General features: G+C 70.0%; 14 protein-coding genes. 12 read left to right on the forward strand and 2 right to left on the reverse strand.

Annotated features, from left to right (window positions below):
* The first annotated feature begins 310 nt into the window (after positions 1 to 310).
* The 3 genes from MKK58_RS21250 to MKK58_RS21260 are packed head-to-tail and all read left to right on the forward strand — an operon-like array spanning position 311 to position 7,040.
* Entirely contained in the window at positions 311 to 3,610 is a 3,300-nt protein-coding gene (locus MKK58_RS21250; RefSeq protein ID WP_243914561.1) for a DUF2126 domain-containing protein, read from the forward strand.
* Positions 3,607 to 6,126 (forward strand): circularly permuted type 2 ATP-grasp protein, encoded by a 2,520-nt coding sequence (locus MKK58_RS21255; RefSeq protein ID WP_243914562.1) that lies wholly within the window; start codon positions 3,607 to 3,609, stop codon positions 6,124 to 6,126. The genes MKK58_RS21250 and MKK58_RS21255 overlap by 4 nt, the downstream gene beginning before the upstream one ends.
* Positions 6,123 to 7,040 (forward strand): transglutaminase family protein, encoded by a 918-nt coding sequence (locus MKK58_RS21260; protein WP_243914563.1) that lies wholly within the window; start codon positions 6,123 to 6,125, stop codon positions 7,038 to 7,040. Before MKK58_RS21255 ends, MKK58_RS21260 begins: the two co-directional genes overlap by 4 nt.
* Before the next feature lie 14 nt (positions 7,041 to 7,054).
* On the opposite strand, the gene mntR is transcribed toward MKK58_RS21260, so the two are convergent.
* Together mntR and MKK58_RS21270 are read right to left on the reverse strand one after the other, a co-directional pair.
* Positions 7,055 to 7,507 carry a manganese-binding transcriptional regulator MntR gene (gene mntR / locus MKK58_RS21265; RefSeq protein ID WP_238280835.1) on the reverse strand — a complete coding sequence of 151 codons (453 nt, stop codon included), beginning with the start codon at positions 7,505 to 7,507 and terminating at the stop codon, positions 7,055 to 7,057.
* A gap of 105 nt (positions 7,508 to 7,612) precedes the next feature.
* Positions 7,613 to 8,500 carry a LysR substrate-binding domain-containing protein gene (locus tag MKK58_RS21270; protein WP_243914564.1) on the reverse strand — a complete coding sequence of 296 codons (888 nt, stop codon included), beginning with the start codon at positions 8,498 to 8,500 and terminating at the stop codon, positions 7,613 to 7,615.
* Positions 8,501 to 8,578: 78 nt separating this feature from the next.
* Here MKK58_RS21270 and MKK58_RS21275 point away from each other — a divergent pair, with 78 nt between their 5' ends.
* The 9 genes from MKK58_RS21275 to lipA all read left to right on the forward strand — a co-directional run bounded on the left by MKK58_RS21275 (position 8,579) and on the right by lipA (position 17,008).
* Positions 8,579 to 8,890, forward strand: a complete 312-nt coding sequence (locus MKK58_RS21275) for an FtsB family cell division protein (RefSeq protein ID WP_243914816.1) — start codon at positions 8,579 to 8,581, stop codon at positions 8,888 to 8,890.
* Positions 8,891 to 9,032: 142 nt separating this feature from the next.
* Positions 9,033 to 10,127, forward strand: coding sequence for a pyruvate dehydrogenase (acetyl-transferring) E1 component subunit alpha (gene pdhA / locus MKK58_RS21280; protein WP_243914565.1), 1,095 nt, complete (start codon positions 9,033 to 9,035; stop codon positions 10,125 to 10,127).
* An 88-nt stretch (positions 10,128 to 10,215) separates the two neighbouring features.
* Positions 10,216 to 11,658, forward strand: a complete 1,443-nt coding sequence (locus MKK58_RS21285; protein ID WP_243914566.1) for a pyruvate dehydrogenase complex E1 component subunit beta — start codon at positions 10,216 to 10,218, stop codon at positions 11,656 to 11,658.
* A 59-nt stretch (positions 11,659 to 11,717) separates the two neighbouring features.
* Positions 11,718 to 11,999: a DUF5076 domain-containing protein gene (locus MKK58_RS21290; RefSeq protein WP_243914569.1), complete on the forward strand. Its 282-nt coding sequence runs from the start codon at positions 11,718 to 11,720 to the stop codon at positions 11,997 to 11,999.
* Between the two features lie 45 nt (positions 12,000 to 12,044).
* Positions 12,045 to 13,475 carry a pyruvate dehydrogenase complex dihydrolipoamide acetyltransferase gene (locus MKK58_RS21295; protein ID WP_243914571.1) on the forward strand — a complete coding sequence of 477 codons (1,431 nt, stop codon included), beginning with the start codon at positions 12,045 to 12,047 and terminating at the stop codon, positions 13,473 to 13,475.
* Positions 13,476 to 13,654: 179 nt separating this feature from the next.
* Positions 13,655 to 14,071, forward strand: coding sequence for an endonuclease domain-containing protein (locus MKK58_RS21300; RefSeq protein WP_243914817.1), 417 nt, complete (start codon positions 13,655 to 13,657; stop codon positions 14,069 to 14,071).
* Positions 14,072 to 14,079: 8 nt separating this feature from the next.
* Positions 14,080 to 15,519, forward strand: a complete 1,440-nt coding sequence (lpdA, locus tag MKK58_RS21305) for a dihydrolipoyl dehydrogenase (protein WP_243914572.1) — start codon at positions 14,080 to 14,082, stop codon at positions 15,517 to 15,519.
* 114 nt (positions 15,520 to 15,633) lie between these two features.
* The gene (locus MKK58_RS21310; protein ID WP_243914574.1) at positions 15,634 to 15,918 is read left to right on the forward strand and encodes a GlsB/YeaQ/YmgE family stress response membrane protein; all 285 of its coding nucleotides are present in this window, start codon (positions 15,634 to 15,636) and stop codon (positions 15,916 to 15,918) included.
* Positions 15,919 to 16,045: 127 nt separating this feature from the next.
* Positions 16,046 to 17,008, forward strand: a complete 963-nt coding sequence (gene lipA / locus MKK58_RS21315; RefSeq protein ID WP_243914585.1) for a lipoyl synthase — start codon at positions 16,046 to 16,048, stop codon at positions 17,006 to 17,008.
* Positions 17,009 to 17,015 lie beyond the last annotated feature (7 nt).

A 17,015-nucleotide genomic window follows, 5' to 3' on the forward strand; every position in this document is an offset into this window, starting at 1 on the left:
CACGCTGCCCGTGAAGGAACCGTCATAGCGGATCGGCGCGCTTGCCGGTGGCAAAGCATGCGCAACACGCGAAGTTCCGGACGCCGCTCGCCCGGCGTGCATCGAACGCCCGATGCACGAAACTTGCAAGCCCACCGGCCGGGCGCGCCCTCGTCGACGCCGCCTCGCGAAGGCCATCGCACATGGGTCCGTGTTCGCGTATGTCATAGCGAAGCTTCCTCCGGGACACCGCAGGGCGGTGCCCCGTCCCTCCGCCGCCGATGCGCGTCCGCCGCGCCCGGCGCCCTGTCCAGATACAGCGGGAGCCCCCGTGTCGATCAAAGCCGCCCTGCACCACGTCACGCACTACACCTACGACCGGCCGATTTCCCTCGGCCCGCAGGTGATCCGGCTGCGCCCGGCGCCGCACACGCGCACCGCCGTGCCGGCCTACTCGCTGAAGGTGCTGCCCGAGAATCACTTCATCAACTGGCAGCAGGACCCGAACGGTAACTGGCTGGCCCGGCTGGTGTTTCCCGAGAAGACATCCGAACTGAAGATCGAGGTCGATCTCATCGCCGACATGTCGGTGATCAACCCGTTCGACTTCTTCGTGGAGGAGTATGCCCAGACCCGGGGCTTTTCCTACGCGGACGACCTCACCGCCGAGCTGAAGCCCTACCTCGTCCTCGACGACGCCATGTCGCCGGAAGTCGACGCCTTCCTGGAGCGGCTGCCGGCCGAGACGAACACCGTGCTGTTCCTGGTGGCGCTCAACGCCCAGGTGGCGGGGGAGATCACCTACGGCGTGCGCATGGAGCCCGGCGTCCAGAGTGCGGCCGAGACCCTGACGCTGAAGAGCGGCTCCTGCCGCGACTCGGCCTGGCTCATGGTGCAGATCCTGCGCCGGCTCGGCATGGCCGCCCGCTTCGTCTCGGGCTACCTGATCCAGCTCATCCCAGACACCACCGCGGTGGACGGCCCCGCCGGCACCAGCACGGACTTCACCGACCTGCACGCCTGGGCCGAGGTCTACCTCCCCGGCGCCGGCTGGATCGGCCTCGACGCCACCTCCGGCCTCCTCTGCGGCGAGGGCCACATTCCACTGGCCGCGACCCCGCACTACGCCTCCGCCGCGCCGATCGCGGGTCTCGCCGAGCCGGCCGAGGTCACGTTCGGCTTCGAGATGTCGGTGACCCGCGTGGCGGAAGCGCCCCGCATCACCAAGCCGTTCTCCGAGGAGGTCTGGGCGGCGATGGACGCGCTCGGCGAGCGCATCGATGCGGATCTCGCGGCACAGGACGTTCGCCTGACCATGGGCGGCGAGCCGACCTTCGTCTCCGTCGACGATTTCGAATCGGCCGAATGGAACGCAGCCGCCGTGGGCCCGACCAAGCGGGGCCTCGCCGACAAGCTCATCCGGCGCCTGCGCACCCGGTTCGCGCCGGGCGGCATGCTGCATTACGGCCAGGGCAAGTGGTATCCGGGCGAGAGCCTGCCGCGCTGGGCCTTCGCCCTGTACTGGCGCCGGGACGGGGTGCCGGTCTGGAAGGATTCCGACCTGATCGCGCCGGAGGATGGCCCGCGCAACGCCACCATCCACAAGGCCAAGGACCTCATCGACGGCGTCGCCAAGCGCCTTGGCCTCGGCGCCTACGTGTTCCCGGCCTTCGAGGACCCGGTCTACTGGACCGAGAAGCGCGACGACCTGCCCGTCAACGTCACCACCGCCGAGCCGCACTACCCGAACCCCGAGGCCAATGCCCGGATGGCGCGGGTGTTCGAGCGGGGCCTGGGCGAGGCCGCCGGCTACGCGCTACCGCTGGCGAGCCTGCCCACCGGTAAGGACGGCGATGCCGAGCGGGTCTGGATCTCCGAGCCCTGGGAATTCCGGCGCGGCCACGCCTTCCTCACGCCCGGCGACTCGCCGGTGGGCTACCGCCTGCCCCTGTCCTCGCTGCCCTACGTCCCGCCGGAGCACTACCCCTACTACCAGCCCCAGGACACCCTGGAGGAGCGGCCGGCCCTGCCCGAGGGCCATCCCGGCACGGAGACCGTCAACGGCTCGGGCGTCACCGGCGTCGCCGTGCGCACGGCCTTCGCGGTGGAGCCGCGCAACGGCATCCTGCACGTCTTCATGCCGCCGCTGCAGCGGGTGGACGAGTACCTCGAACTCTTGAGCCACCTGGAGGCGGCGGCCGCCGAGCTGAAGCAGACCCTGCACATCGAGGGCTACGAGCCGCCCTTCGACCCGCGCCTCAGCGTCATCAAAGTCACGCCCGATCCCGGCGTGATCGAGGTCAACGTGCACCCGGCCCCGTCCTGGCGGGAGGCCGTGCGGATCACCACGGACCTCTACGAGGATGCCCGCCAGACCCGCCTCGGCGCGCAGAAATTCATGACCGACGGGCGCCACACCGGGACCGGGGGCGGCAACCACGTGGTTCTGGGCGGCGCCACGCCGAACGATTCGCCGTTCCTGCGCCGGCCCGATCTCCTCAAGAGCCTCGTGCTGTACTGGCAGCGCCACCCGGCGATGTCCTACCTGTTCGCCGGTCTCTATATCGGCCCGACGAGCCAGGCCCCGCGCATGGACGAGGCGCGCCACGACGGTCTCTACGAACTCGAGATCGCGATGGCGCAGGTGCCCCGGCCCGACGCGCCCAACATCCCGCGCTGGCTCGTGGACCGCATCTTCCGCAACATCCTCGTGGACGTGACGGGCAACACCCACCGCTCCGAGATCTGCATCGACAAGCTCTACTCGCCGGACGGCCCCACGGGCCGCCTCGGACTCCTCGAGTTCCGCTCGTTCGAGATGCCGCCGGACCCGCGCATGAGCCTCGCGCAGCAACTCCTGCTGCGCGCCATCGTCGCCTGGCTCTGGCGCGAACCGCAGGAGGGCGGCTGTGTCCGCTGGGGCACGGGCCTGCACGATCGCTTCATGCTGCCGCACTTCCTGTGGGCCGATTTCCTCGGCGTGCTGGAAGACCTCCGGGGGGCCGGCTACGACTTCGACCCGGCGGCCTTCGTGGCGCAGCGCGAGTTCCGCTTCCCCGTCTTCGGGACGGTGGAGCAGGGCGGCGTGAAGCTCGAACTCCGCCAAGCCCTCGAGCCCTGGCACGTGCTGGGCGAGGAGGGCGCGATCGGGGGAACCGTGCGCTACGTGGATTCGTCTGTGGAGCGGCTGCAAGTGAAGGTCGAGGGCTACGTGCCCGGCCGACACATCATTTCCTGCAACGGCCGGCGCCTGCCCATGACCGGCACCGGAACCTCGGGCGAGGCGGTGGCGGGCCTGCGCTTCAAGGCCTGGCAGCCGGCCTCCTCGCTGCACCCGACGATTCCCGCGCACTCGCCGCTGACCATCGACATCCTGGACGCCTGGAGCGGCCGGTCGCTGGGCGGCTGCCGCTACCACGTCAGCCATCCGGGCGGGCGCAACTACGAGACCTTCCCGGTCAACACCTACGAAGCGGAGGGGCGGCGCCTCGCCCGCTTCCAGCCGCACGGCCACACCGCCGGCCCGGTCGCGATGCCGGTGGAAGAGTTGAACCGGGAGTTCCCGATGACCCTCGACCTGCGCACACCCGTGCCCCCGGGCTACACGCCCCCGGGCGCGACCGCGCCATGACCGAAGCGGCCGCAGGGGAGGTTCAGGGACGGGCCGAGCGCCTCGCGCGCTGGACCTCCGCCTACCGGCCGCAGGCAGGGGTGCCGGACGAGTTCATGGATGCGGACGGCCGGCCCAAGGGTGCGTGGCCGCGCTTCCTCGACCGCCTCGGCGACCTCGACGAACTGGAGATCGGCGCCCGCTTCGTCTCGGCGGTGCGGCGCATCCGCGACACCGGCATCTCCTACCGGATCTACGGCGACAAGCGCGAACATGCCTGGCCGCTGGGGTCGCTGCCCCTCGTCATCGAGCAGGACGACTGGGAGACCCTGAGCGCCGGCATCGTCGAGCGCGCCGGACTGATGGAATCCATCCTCGCCGACATCTACGGCGACGGGCACCTCGTGGCGCAGGGGCTGCTGCCGGCCGCCGCCGTGGCGGGCAGCCCCGAATTCATGCGCCCCCTCGTCGGGGTCACGCCGCCCGGCGGACGCTTCCTCAAGCTCTACGCCGCCGACGTCACCCGCGGCCCCGACGGGCGCTGGCGGGTACTGGCCGACCGCACCCAATCCCCCTCCGGGCCCGGCTACGCCCTGGAGAACCGCCTCGTCCTCACCCGCGCCTTCCCGGACCTGCACGCCGACCTGCAGGTGGAACGCCTCGCGGCCTTCTTCCAGGCCTTTCGCGATGGCCTCGCCGTGGGGGCCGAGCGCAGCGACCCGCGCATCTGCCTGCTCACCTCCGGGGTGTTCAGCTCGACCTACGTGGAGCAGGCCGCGCTCGCGCGCTACCTCGGCCTGCTCCTGGTGGAGGGCGACGACCTCGTGATGCAGGACGGAGCCCTGCACATCCGCACGGTGTCGGGTCTCAAGCGGGCGGACGTGCTCTGGCGGCGCATCGATTCCGACTACATCGACCCCCTCGAACTCAACCCGGCCTCGCGCCTCGGCGTGCCCGGCCTCGTGGAGGCCCTGCGCAACGGCAGCCTCGTCGTCGGCAACATGCCGGGCTCGGGCATCCTCGAATCCGGTGCGCTGGCCGCCTATCTGCCGAACATCGCCCGGCACCTCCTCGAGCGGGACCTTCGCCTCGCCGGCCCGAAGACCTGGTGGTGCGGCGATCCGGACGCCCTGGCGGAGGTCCGCGACAACCTCGGCGCCTTGAGCCTGCGCCCGGTGGCGACGCCGCCGAAGGGCGCCGTCCGGGACGCGATCCTGGCGCCCCACGCCCTCGATGCCGAGCGGGACCGGCTCCTCGCCGCCCTGCGCGACCGGCCCTTCGACTACGTCGCCCAGGAAACCATGCCGCTGGCCACCATGCCGGCCTGGGACCGGACGGGCGGCGCCTTACGACTGGTGCCGCGCCCCTTCGTGCTGCGGGTCTTCGCGGCGGCCACGCCCGAGGGCTGGCGCGTCATGCCGGGCGGGTTCTGCCGCATCTCGGAGCGGCCCGACGTCGAACCTCTGGAGATGCGGGCCGGCATCAAGTCGGCCGATGTCTGGATCCTGTCGCGCGATCCCGTCGAGGCGGTCTCGCTGATCCAGCCCGGCTCGGCCCGGGTGCGCCGCATCGCCGGGCACCTGCCGTCCCGGGCCGCCGACAACCTGTTCTGGTTTGGGCGCTACGTGGAGCGGGCGGAGGCGGTGATCCGTCTCGTCGTCGCGCATCTCGGCAGCGTCGGCTCGGCCGTGATCGCCGACATGGCGGGCGACGCCAAGGCGCCGACGGCGCTTCGCATCCGCGCGCTCCTCGACGAGTGGGGGGCCATCGAGGCGCCCGACCTGCCCACCGCCACCCTGGCGCAGCAGGCGCTGAGCGGGCGCGACGCCTACGGCTCGGCCCTGCGCCACAGCCTGTCGGCCCGGGCCAACGCCGCCACCCTGCGTGAGCGCCTCTCGGGCGAGGCGTGGCGGGCGCTTGCCGACCTCCGGGATCTCCTCGAGATCGACGCGACCCAGGCCCTGCCCGAGGCTCAGCTGCTCGGCCTGGCGGAGCGGGCCCTGAGCCACATCGCGGCCCTGTCCGGCCTCGCGCAGGAGAACATGAACCGCACGGCCGGCTGGCACTTCGTCGATCTCGGCCGGCGCATTGAGCGGGCGATCAACACTCTCAGCTTCGCGACGCGCTTCGTCGGCGACGGCGCCACGGCGGAGGATCTCGGCGTGATGCTGTCGCTCTGCGACGCCCACGTCTCCTTCGGCGCGCGCTACCTCCAGGGCGTCGCCCTCGATCCCGTGCGCGACATGGTGCTGCTCGATCCGTTCAACCCGCGCTCGGTGGCCTTTCAGGTGGAGGCGATCGCCCAGCATCTGAGCCAGTTGCCGGTGCTGCGGGCCGACGGCCTCCCCGAGCCGCACCAGCGCCTCGCCTCCCGGCTCGCGGCGGAGTTCGCCACCGGCGAGGCGGCGGAGTTCGACGGTGCGGCCCTGACACGCCTGGAGAACGAGGTGGAACGCCTCGCCGACGCCATCGCGACCCGCTACTTTCCCAACGGACCGCACGCCCTGCGCCCGGAAAAGCTCGTGGGACTCGCGTGATCTACACGCTGCGCCACCTCACCACCTACCGCTACACGCGGCCCGTGCGCTTCGCGCGCTGCGCCCTGCGCCTGCGGCCCCGCGACGGCGAGGGCCAGACGGTGCTGGAGAGCGCCCTGACCATCAGCCCCGATCCGAGTCTGCGCGTGGTCCGGCGCGACTATTTCGGCCTCGACGTGGTCTCGGTGACGATCGACGCGCCTCATACCGAGTTGCGGGTCGAGGCCCTCTCGCGGGTCCGCGTGGAGCGCGATCCGCTGCCCGCGCCCGAATCCGGTCCGGCCTGGGAGATGGTGCGCGACCGGGCGGTAACCGGGCGGGGGCTCGACCCCGACCGGCCGGTACATTTCCAGTTCCCCAGCGTGCGCGTACCCCTGGTGCCGGCGGTGACGGACTACGCCCGGGCGAGCTTTCCCCCCGGCCGCAGCGCCTATGGCGGGGCCGTCGATCTGATGCGCCGCATCCGCGCCGATTTCACCTTCGATTCCAAGGCCACCACCGTCCACACGCCGCTGGCCGAGGCCTTCGCCCTGCGGGCCGGCGTCTGCCAGGACTTCACCCACATCATGATCGCGGGGCTCCGCGGCCTCGGACTGCCGGCGGCCTACGTGAGCGGCTACCTGCGCACGATTCCTCCGGCGGGGCGGCCGCGCCTGCGCGGGGCCGATGCCAGCCACGCCTGGGTCTCGGTCTGGTGCGGGGAGGGCTGGATCGGCCTCGACCCCACCAACGGCATCGGCATGTGTGACGACCACATCGTCGTGGCGCGGGGACGCGACTACACCGACGTCTCGCCCATCGACGGCATCGTCTCCGCCTCAGGCCCGCAGAAGCTCAAGGTCGAGGTCGACGTGGTGCCGGACGGGGAACCGATGCCCGAGCATACGGAGACCGCGCTCGCCGCATCGACCTGAAGAGGCTCCGCGCCTCAGCCCATCCGCTCGGTGAAGAGCCGGAACGCTTCCAACGTCTCGGCACTGACATGGTGCTCGATGCCCTCGGCATCGCGGCGGGCGATCTCGGGCCTGACGCCGAGGGCGCACAGGAACTGCTCGACGATGCGGTGACGCTCGCGGCTCTGCACGGCCAGGGCCTGGCCCGCCTCGGTGAGGAACACGCCCCGGTAGGGCCGCTGCTGCACGAGGCCGTCCTCGGCCAGGCGCTTGAGCATCTTGGCAACCGTGGGCTGGGCGACCCCGAGCCGGGCCGCGATGTCGACCTGACGGGCCTCGCCGCCGTCGCCGATCAGGTCGGCGATCAACTCGACGTAGTCTTCCACGAGTTCGAGGCGGCGTGCCTCGCGGGCCTGCCGGAAGCTCTCCACGTGGACGTCGGGATCGACGAGGGCCGTATCGGGCGCGGAGGATGTCGAATCCTGCATCTGGCCGGCGAACTCCCCCGTTCGGCGCGCACCGGAACGGCGCCCGAGCCGGGTTGTACCCAAGCGCGGCCCCGGATGGGAGCCCCCCGGCGCGCGAAAGCCGGATCAGCCTCGGAGTTGGGCCACGAAATCCCGCGTGAAGCGGGGCAGGGCGTCGAGGTCGCGCACGCAGATGGTGAGATCGCGCAGGGCCCAGGCATCCTCCAGGGGCACGATGGCCAGCGGCATGGTGCGGGCCGCCCGGGCCGCCGTGGTCTCGGGCACGATGCCGAGGCCGACGTCGCAGGCCACCAGCCGGCAGATGGCGTCGAAGCTGCGCAGCTGCACCCGCAGCCGCATGGGCGGGCGGCCCGTGCGCGCGGCCTTGTCGGCGAGGAAGCGGGTCAGGGCGCTGGTCCGGTCGAGGCCGACCAGCGGGTGCTCGATCACCTCCGCGAAGGCCACGCAGGTCCGCTCCGCCAGGGGGTGCCCGACCGCCGCCACCATGACGAAGCGGTCCTGCCGGAACGGATAGGTCTCCAGAGCGCCGGTATCGACGGTGCCGGCGACGATGCCGAGATCGGCCGAGCCCTCGGCGACCAGCCCGACGATCTCGTCCGAGGTCCGCTCCTCGATGTCGACGCTGACGCCGGTCTGGCGCGCCAGGAAGGCGCTCAGGACCTCGGGCAGGAATTCGGTGAGCGCGTTGGTGTTCGAGACGAGGCGGATCTGCCCCACCGTGCCGCCCGAGAACGCGGCCAGATCCTCCTGCATGCGGTCGATGCGTTCGAGGAGACCGCGCGCATGGGCGAGGAGCGAGCGGCCCGCCGGCGTCGGCACCACGCCCTGGCGCCCGCGCGTGAGGAGTGCCGCCCCGAGGGTCTCTTCCATGGCGCGGATGCGCACGGAGGCGGCGGCCAGCGCGAGGTTAGCGCGCCCCGCGCCGTGGGTGATCGAGCCCGCCTCCACCACGTGCCGGAACAGCGAAAGATCGACGAGGTCGAAGCGCATCATCGGCCGGGTTCATCACACATGGCGGTCTCTCCCCTCGGCGTCAGCACTTCCTTAACCCTGCGCGCGCATCCTGCCGGCATGGTGGTCCGTCGTCGCGTCCGTGCTGTCCTGATGCCCCTCGGCCTCTACGCCGTGTCGGGCCTCGTCGTGGGCTACTTCGTGCATCAGGCCGAGAGCGGCAACCGCGGCCTCGAGGCTAAGCGCGCCCTCAAGATCCAGGCGCGGGCCCTCAACCAGGAACTCACGGCGGCCAAGGCCGACCGGGCGATCTGGGAGCACCGCGTCGCGCTCCTGCGCAGCGACCAGATCGACCGCGACCTCCTGGAGGAGCGCGCCCGCGTCATGCTCGGCCGCGTCCACGCAAACGACGTCGTGATCATCGACCCCTGAGGCCGCCCGCAGGGCAAAACTCATCGCCGACGCAGGGGCTTCGCAACTGACAACTTCCCCGTTCTGTCGGGCCGGCGGCCTCGCTTTCCCCGGAGGCGTGCCCTAGAACCCCGGGTGAACAGATGGTCCCGGGGAGTTGCCGATGGATGCCGCGAAGGATGCAGGCCAAGCCGCCTCCGACACAAGCCGGGCGGGAGCCAAGCGCTCCGCGGGGGCGAAGTCCGGGGGCGCGGCCGAGACCCACGCGCCGGCCCCGAACGCGCCGCAGTTCACCCGTGATGAAGACCTTCACGCCTACCACGAGATGCTGCTGATCCGGCGCTTCGAGGAGAAGGCCGGCCAGCTCTACGGCATGGGCTTGATCGGCGGCTTCTGCCACCTCTACATCGGCCAGGAAGCCGTCGTGATCGGCATGCAGATGGCCTCGGTCGAGGGCGATCAGGTCATCACCGGCTACCGCGACCACGGCCACATGCTGGCCTGCGGCATGGACCCCAAGGGCGTGATGGCCGAGCTCACCGGCCGGCGCGGCGGCTACAGCCGGGGCAAGGGCGGCTCGATGCACATGTTCAGCCGCGAGAAGCAGTTCTTCGGCGGCCACGGCATCGTCGGCGCCCAGGTTTCCCTCGGCACCGGGCTCGCCTTCGCCGACGCCTACCGGAAGAACGGCAACGTCAGCCTGACCTACATGGGCGATGGCGCGGCCAACCAGGGCCAGGTCTACGAGAGCTTCAACATGGCGCAGCTCTGGAAGCTGCCCGTGGTCTACGTGATCGAGAACAACCGCTACGCCATGGGCACCTCGGTCGCCCGCGCCTCGGCCCAGACCGACTTTTCCAAGCGCGGCATCTCGTTCGGCATCCCCGGCGAGCAGGTGGACGGCATGGATGTCCGCACCGTGCGCGAGGCCGCGACCCGGGCGATCGAGCACGCCCGGTCCGGCCAAGGCCCCTACATCCTCGAGATGCAGACCTACCGCTATCGCGGCCACTCGATGTCGGACCCGGCCAAGTACCGGACCAAGGACGAGGTCTCGAAGATGCGCGAGGAGCACGACCCCATCGAGATGGTGCGCAAGCGCCTGATCGAGATGCACGGCGTGGCGGAAGCCGAGCTCAAGGCCACCGACGCCCGGGTGCGCGAGACCGTGAACGAATCCGCCGAGTTCGCCACGCACGATCCCGAGCCGGATCCGGCCGAGCTGTGGACCGACATCCTGCTGGAAGCCCGGGCCTGAGCCCCATCACGCGCCGGAGACCGGGGGATGGGGCCGCGCCCCTGCCTCCGACGGGCTGACCGCCTCATCCTCGATCGACGAGTTTTTCATGGCGACCGACATCCTGATGCCCGCCCTCTCTCCGACCATGGAGGAGGGCAAGCTCTCGAAGTGGCTGAAGAAGGCGGGTGATCCGGTCAAATCCGGGGACGTTCTCGCCGAGATCGAGACCGACAAGGCGACCATGGAGGTCGAGGCCATCGACGAGGGCGTGCTCGCCAAGATCCTGGTCGAGGAAGGCACCGAGGGCGTGAAGGTCAACACGCCGATCGCCATCATCGCGGCCGAGGGCGAGGACGTCTCGGCGGCCTCCGCCGGCGGCGGCACCCCGAAGCCCGAGGCGTCAGCCCAGCCCGCCCCGGCGCCCGACATGCAGGCCGAAGGCCAGGCGGAGAAGCCCGCCCCGAGCGCCAAGACCGGCGACGACGCGCCGAAGGCCCCGGCGGCGCCCGCCACCATCACCAACAAGGCGCCCGCGCCGGTGATGGAGGAGTTCCCGGAGGGCACCGAGATGGTCATCACGACCGTCCGCGAGGCCCTGCGCGACGCCATGGCCGAGGAGATGCGCCGGAGCGACGACGTCTTTGTGATGGGCGAGGAGGTCGCCGAGTACCAGGGCGCCTACAAGATCACGCAGGGGCTGCTGCAGGAATTCGGGGCGCGGCGCGTGGTCGACACCCCAATCACCGAGCACGGATTTGCCGGCATCGGCGTCGGCGCGGCTTTCACGGGCCTGCGCCCGATCGTCGAGTTCATGACCTTCAACTTCGCCATGCAGGCGATCGACCACATCATCAACTCGGCGGCGAAAACCCTCTACATGTCCGGCGGCCAGCTTGGCTGCCCCATCGTGTTCCGCGGCCCCAACGGTGCCGCCGCCCGCGTCGGCGCCCAGCACAGCCACGACTATTCGGCCTGGTACTCCAACGTGCCCGGCCTCAAGGTCATCGCGCCCTACACGGCCTCGGACGCCAAGGGCCTCCTGAAGGCGGCGATCCGCGATCCGAACCCGGTCATCTTCCTCGAGAACGAGATCCTCTACGGCCAGAGCTTCCCGGTGCCGAAGCTCGACGATTTCGTGCTGCCCATCGGCAAGGCGCGCATCCACCGTACCGGCAAGGACGTGACCATCGTGTCGTTCTCGATCGGCATGACCTACGCCCTCAAGGCGGCGCAGGCGCTGGCCGAGGAGGGCATCGAGGCGGAGGTGATCGACCTGCGCACCCTGCGTCCGATGGACACCGACACGGTGGTGGAATCGGTGAAGAAGACGGGCCGTTGCGTCACCGTCGAAGAGGGCTTCCCGCAATCGGGCATCGGCGCCGAGATCTCGGCCCGGCTGATGGTCGACGCCTTCGACTACCTCGACGCCCCCGTCCTGCGCGTCACCGGCAAGGACGTGCCGATGCCCTACGCGGCCAACCTCGAGAAGCTGGCGCTGCCCAACGTCGCCGAAGTCATCGAGGCGGTGAAGGCGGTCTGCTACCGCTAAGGGCCGCACGCGTTCACCTCCAACTCTCCCCGTGCCGGGGAGAGACCGGAGACGAGATGATGACCCAGAAATTCGAAGAACTGTCCGCCCCGCCGGATGCCATCGAGAACGGCGGCATCGAGGTGCTTCGCGCCAGCGTCGTCGACGGCGCGGTGAGCATCGCCCTGCGCCGCTCCTTCGACGATCCAGCGACCTGGGGCCGTCTTCTGGCCGACCTCGCCCGCCAGGCGGCGCGGGTCTACGCGCTGGAGACGGAGATGGCTGAGGACGAAGCCTTCGCGCGCATCAGCGCCGGCTTCGAAGCCGAGAGCCTCGATCCCGACGCACCGATTCTGAACTGACCGCCGCCCCCCGACCTCGCCCGCTGACGATCAGGATTTCACCCCATGCCGATCAACGTCCTGATGCCCGCCCTGTCGCCCACGATGGAGAAGGGCAACCTCGCCAAGTGGCTCAAGAAGGAGGGGGATGCGGTGAAATCCGGCGACGTGCTCGCCGAGATCGAGACCGACAAGGCGACGATGGAGGTCGAGGCCATCGACGAGGGCGTGCTCGCCAAGATCCTGGTGGCCGAGGGCACGGCCGACGTGCCGGTGAACGACCTCATCGCGATCATCGCGGCGGACGGCGAGGACCCGGCCAGCATCCAGGCCCCGGGCGGCGCAGAAGCTCCCAAGGCCGAGGCTCCCGAGACCGAAGCCCCGAAGGCGGATGCCGAGAACGCAACCCCGGGCGGCGGGACGATGTCCTACGCCCGCGTTGACGCGGCACCGGACGGCGCGAAGCCCGATCGCGGCAAGGGCGCGGAGACTGCCGGCGCCGCGTCCGCCCCCGGGGCCGAGGGTAAGCGCGTCTTCGCCTCACCGCTGGCTCGCCGGATCGCCAAGCAGGAGGGCGTCGACCTGGCGGCGGTGACGGGCTCCGGCCCCCGCGGCCGGGTGATCGAGCGCGACGTGCGGGCAGCGCTCACTGCCGGCACCGGCAAGGCCGCTGCGCCGAAGCCCGCCGAGGCCGCGCAGACCGCCGAAGCCCCGAAGGCCACCCCGGTGGTGGCCGCGGCGCCAAAGGCCAGCGGCCTCACCACGGACCAGGTCCGGGGCTTCTACGCCAAGGGCACCTATGAGGAAGTGCCCCTCGACGGCATGCGCAAGACCATCGCCAAGCGCCTCACCGAGGCGATGCAGGTGGCCCCGCACTTCTACCTGACGGTGGATTGCGAGCTCGACGCGCTGATGACCCTGCGCGAGCAGCTGAACAAGAGCGCCGGCACGACCAAGGACGGCAAGCCGCTGTTCAAGCTCTCGGTGAACGACTTCGTCATCAAGGCGATGGGCCTCGCCCTGATGCGGGTGCCGGCGGCGAACGCCGTCTGGGCCGAGGACCGCATCCTGCGCTTCGACAACGCCGAGGTCGGCGTGGCGGTGGCCATCGACGGCGGCCTGTTCACGCCCGTCATCCGCCGGGCTGACCAGAAGACGCTCTCCACCATCTCCAACGAGATGAAGGACTTCGCGGCGCGCGCACGGGCCAAGAAGCTGAAACCCGAGGAATACCAAGGCGGCGTCACTTCGGTCTCGAACCTCGGCATGTTCGGCATCAAGCACTTCACGGCGGTGATCAACCCGCCGCAATCCTCGATCCTCGCGGTGGGTGCGGGCGAGAAGCGCGTCGTGGTACGGGACGGGGCACCCGCCGTCGCACAGGTCATGACCGCGACGCTGTCCTGCGACCACCGGGTGCTCGACGGGGCGCTCGGCGCCGAGTTGATCTCGGCGTTCAAGGGATTGATCGAGAGCCCGATGGGGATGCTGGTCTAGTCGGTCCGCAACAAACAGAACGGTCCCTGCTCCCCCTTGTGGGGAGGGTGTGGAGGTGGGGGTGGTTGGGTCACCCTCGACCTGCGGAGGTTAGCGGAACCACCCCCACCTTCGATCCCTCCCCACAAGGGGGAGGGAGGCGCGGAAACCGGATCGGTTGGTTGGAGGCGCGACGGCCTATGCCTTGGAGAGAATCGCGATCGGCCGAAGCCTCGCCTCGCGCCCTCGTGCATGCGAGGGTCCTGCGTCGAACCTCGACCGATGCGGAGCGGCGGTTGTGGCGTCATCTCCGCCATCGCCTCCCGATCCAGGCCTCGCACTTCCGGCGCCAGGTCGCCCTAGGTCTTTACGTTGCGGATTTCTGCTGCTTGTCGGCGCGGCTCATCGTCGAAGTCGATGGCGGGCAGCATACCCTCGATCACCGCATCGTCTACGATGAGGCGCGCACGATCGCCCTCGAACGACAAGGCTTCCGCGTCCTGCGCGTCACCAACACTGACGTGATGCACCGGATCGACGGCGTCCTCGAGACGATCCGCGCCGCCCTCGCGATCATCCCATCCCCGACCCATGGCCCCGCCGAACCCGGGGCGTAGGAGCCCACATGGCCGACACCTATGACATCCTCATCATCGGCGCCGGCCCCGGCGGCTATGTGGCGGCGATCCGGGCGGCCCAGCTCGGCTTCAAGACCGCCGTGGTGGACCGCGAGCATCTCGGCGGCATCTGCCTGAACTGGGGCTGCATCCCCACCAAGGCGCTGCTGCGCTCGGCCGAGATCTACCACTACATGCAGCACGCCTCCGATTACGGGCTGTCGGCTGAGAAGGTCGGGTTCGACACGGCCGCCATCGTCCAGCGCTCGCGCGGGGTCTCGACCCGGCTGAACGGCGGCGTCGGCATGCTGCTGAAGAAGAACAAGGTCGACGTGATCTGGGGCGAGGCTACCATCACGGCCGCCGCCAAGGGCAACCAGCCGGGCCAGGTCACCGTGAAGGAGACCACCCGCGCGCCCGCCCCGAAGGGCGCCCTGGCGGCGGGGTCGTATTCTGTCAAGCACATCATCGTGGCCACCGGCGCGCGCCCCCGCGCGATCCCGGGCATCGAGCCCGACAAAAAGCAGATCTGGACCTACTACGAGGCCATGGTGCCGGAGACGATGCCGAAATCGCTCCTCGTCATGGGCTCGGGCGCCATCGGCATCGAGTTCGCCTCGTTCTACCGCACCATGGGCGCCGAGGTGACGGTGATCGAGCTCCTGCCGCAGATCCTCCCCGTCGAGGATGCGGAGATCGCCGGCCTCGCCCGCAAGCGCTTCGAGAAGCAGGGCATCAAGATCCTCACCGGCGCCAAGGTGACGAAGGTGGAGAAATCCGCCGCCGCCATCACGGCGACGATCGAGACCGGCGACGGCAAGTCTCAGCAGCTCAGCGCCGAGAAACTGATCTCGGCGGTGGGCGTCGTCGGCAACATCGAGGGGATCGGCCTCGACAAACTCGGCGTCGCGATCGAGCGCGGCATCGTCGTCACGGACGGCTTGGGTCGGACCAACGTGCCGGGGATCTACGCCATCGGCGATGTCGCCGGCCCACCGATGCTCGCCCACAAGGCCGAGCACGAGGGCGTGCTCTGCGTCGAGACGATCAAGGGGCTGCACACCCACGCCATGGACAAGGCCAAGATCCCCGGCTGCACCTATTGCCAGCCGCAGATCGCAAGCGTGGGGCTCACCGAGGCCAAGGCCAAGGAGCAGGGCTTTGCCGTGAAGGTCGGCCGCTTCCCCTTCGCGGGCAACGGCAAGGCCATCGCGCTCGGCGAGCCGGACGGCCTCGTGAAGACCGTCTTCGACGCCAAGACCGGCCAGTTGCTCGGCGCCCACATGGTCGGTGCCGAAGTCACCGAGTTGATCCAGGGCTACGTCGTCGCCATGAACCTGGAGACCACCGAGGAAGACCTGATGCACACGGTCTTCCCGCACCCGACGCTCAGCGAGATGATGCACGAGAGCGTGCTGGATGCGTACGGCAAGGTGATCCACACCTGATCGGGAGCCGCCCCGGACGCGACGGGCACCGCTCGGCTTGAAACCCGCGCTGCCCGGTGACACCTGAGCGCCGGCCGGCCACGGGTCGAGCGGCGCAGAGAGGGAACACGCGGGATGGACGGACAGGTCTACGGCGCCATGGGTCAACCCGGCGTCGGCTTTCTGATGGCTATCGTGATCGGGGCGCTGGCGGGATGGCTCGCCGAGCGGTTCACGGCGGCGAATATGGGGCTCATCGCCAATATCGTGATGGGCATCCTCGGCGGCCTGCTCGGCAACTATCTCGCGCACAAGCTGCACATCCCGGTTTTCGGATTCTGGCGCAACCTGATCTCGGCGACGGTGGGCGCCGTCATCATCATCACGATCTATCGGGCGATCGCCGGGCGCCGATACTGATCACAGGGCGCCTGACGAACGCGAGACCCTGTCGCGCCATCCCGTCGCGGCGGGTTTGCGGTGGCGGGCGTCACGGCTTAAGTCGGAGGATACGCCGGCCTGTCGCGGGCGAATCCCGTGGATTGTCATGGCCGTCGTCCTCGACCTCCTTCGCAACGATCAGCGTCCGCGCCATCCCGAGAAGGCGCACCGGCCCGACAAGCCGATCCAGCGCAAGCCCGACTGGATCCGCGTGAAGGCACCCGGCTCCAAGGGCTGGGAGGACACGCGCAAGATCGTGCACGAGCACGGCCTCGTCACGGTCTGCGAGGAGGCGGGCTGCCCCAACATCGGCGAGTGCTGGGAGAAGAAGCACGCCACCTTCATGATCATGGGCGACACCTGCACGCGGGCCTGCGCCTTCTGCAACGTGCGCACCGGGCTGCCCGAGGGCCTCGACGCGGGTGAGCCCGACAAGGTCGCGGATTCGGTGGCCAAGCTCGGCCTGCACCACGTGGTCATCACCTCGGTGGACCGCGACGATCTCGGCGATGGCGGCGCCGAGCACTTCGCCCGCACCATTCGGGCGATCCGGGCGCGCAGCTCCGCCACCACCATCGAGGTGCTGACCCCGGACTTCCTGCGCAAACCCGGCGCCCTCGAAGTCGTGGTCGCGGCCCGGCCCGACGTGTTCAACCACAACATGGAGACGGTGCCGGGCAACTACCTCACGGTCCGCCCGGGCGCGCGCTATTTCCACTCGGTGCGCCTGCTCCAGCGGGTCAAGGAACTCGACCCGACCATCTTCACCAAGTCGGGCATCATGGTGGGCTTAGGGGAGGAGCGGAACGAGGTCGTGCAGCTCATGGACGACCTGCGCTCGGCCGATGTCGACTTCCTGACCATCGGCCAGTATCTCCAGCCGACCAAGAAGCACCACGAGGTGGTGCGCTTCGTGCCCCCGGACGAGTTCAAGGGCCTGGAGACCACCGCCTACACCAAGGGCTTCCTCCTCGTCTCGGCGACGCCCCTGACCCGCTCCTCCCACCACGCCGGTGAGGATTTCGCAAAGCTGAAGGCGGCCCGTCTCGCCCGCATCGCCAACGCTTAGAGTCTCG

Source organism: Methylobacterium sp. J-078, from assembly GCF_022829285.1.
In the GTDB taxonomy this organism is placed as follows: domain Bacteria; phylum Pseudomonadota; class Alphaproteobacteria; order Rhizobiales; family Beijerinckiaceae; genus Methylobacterium.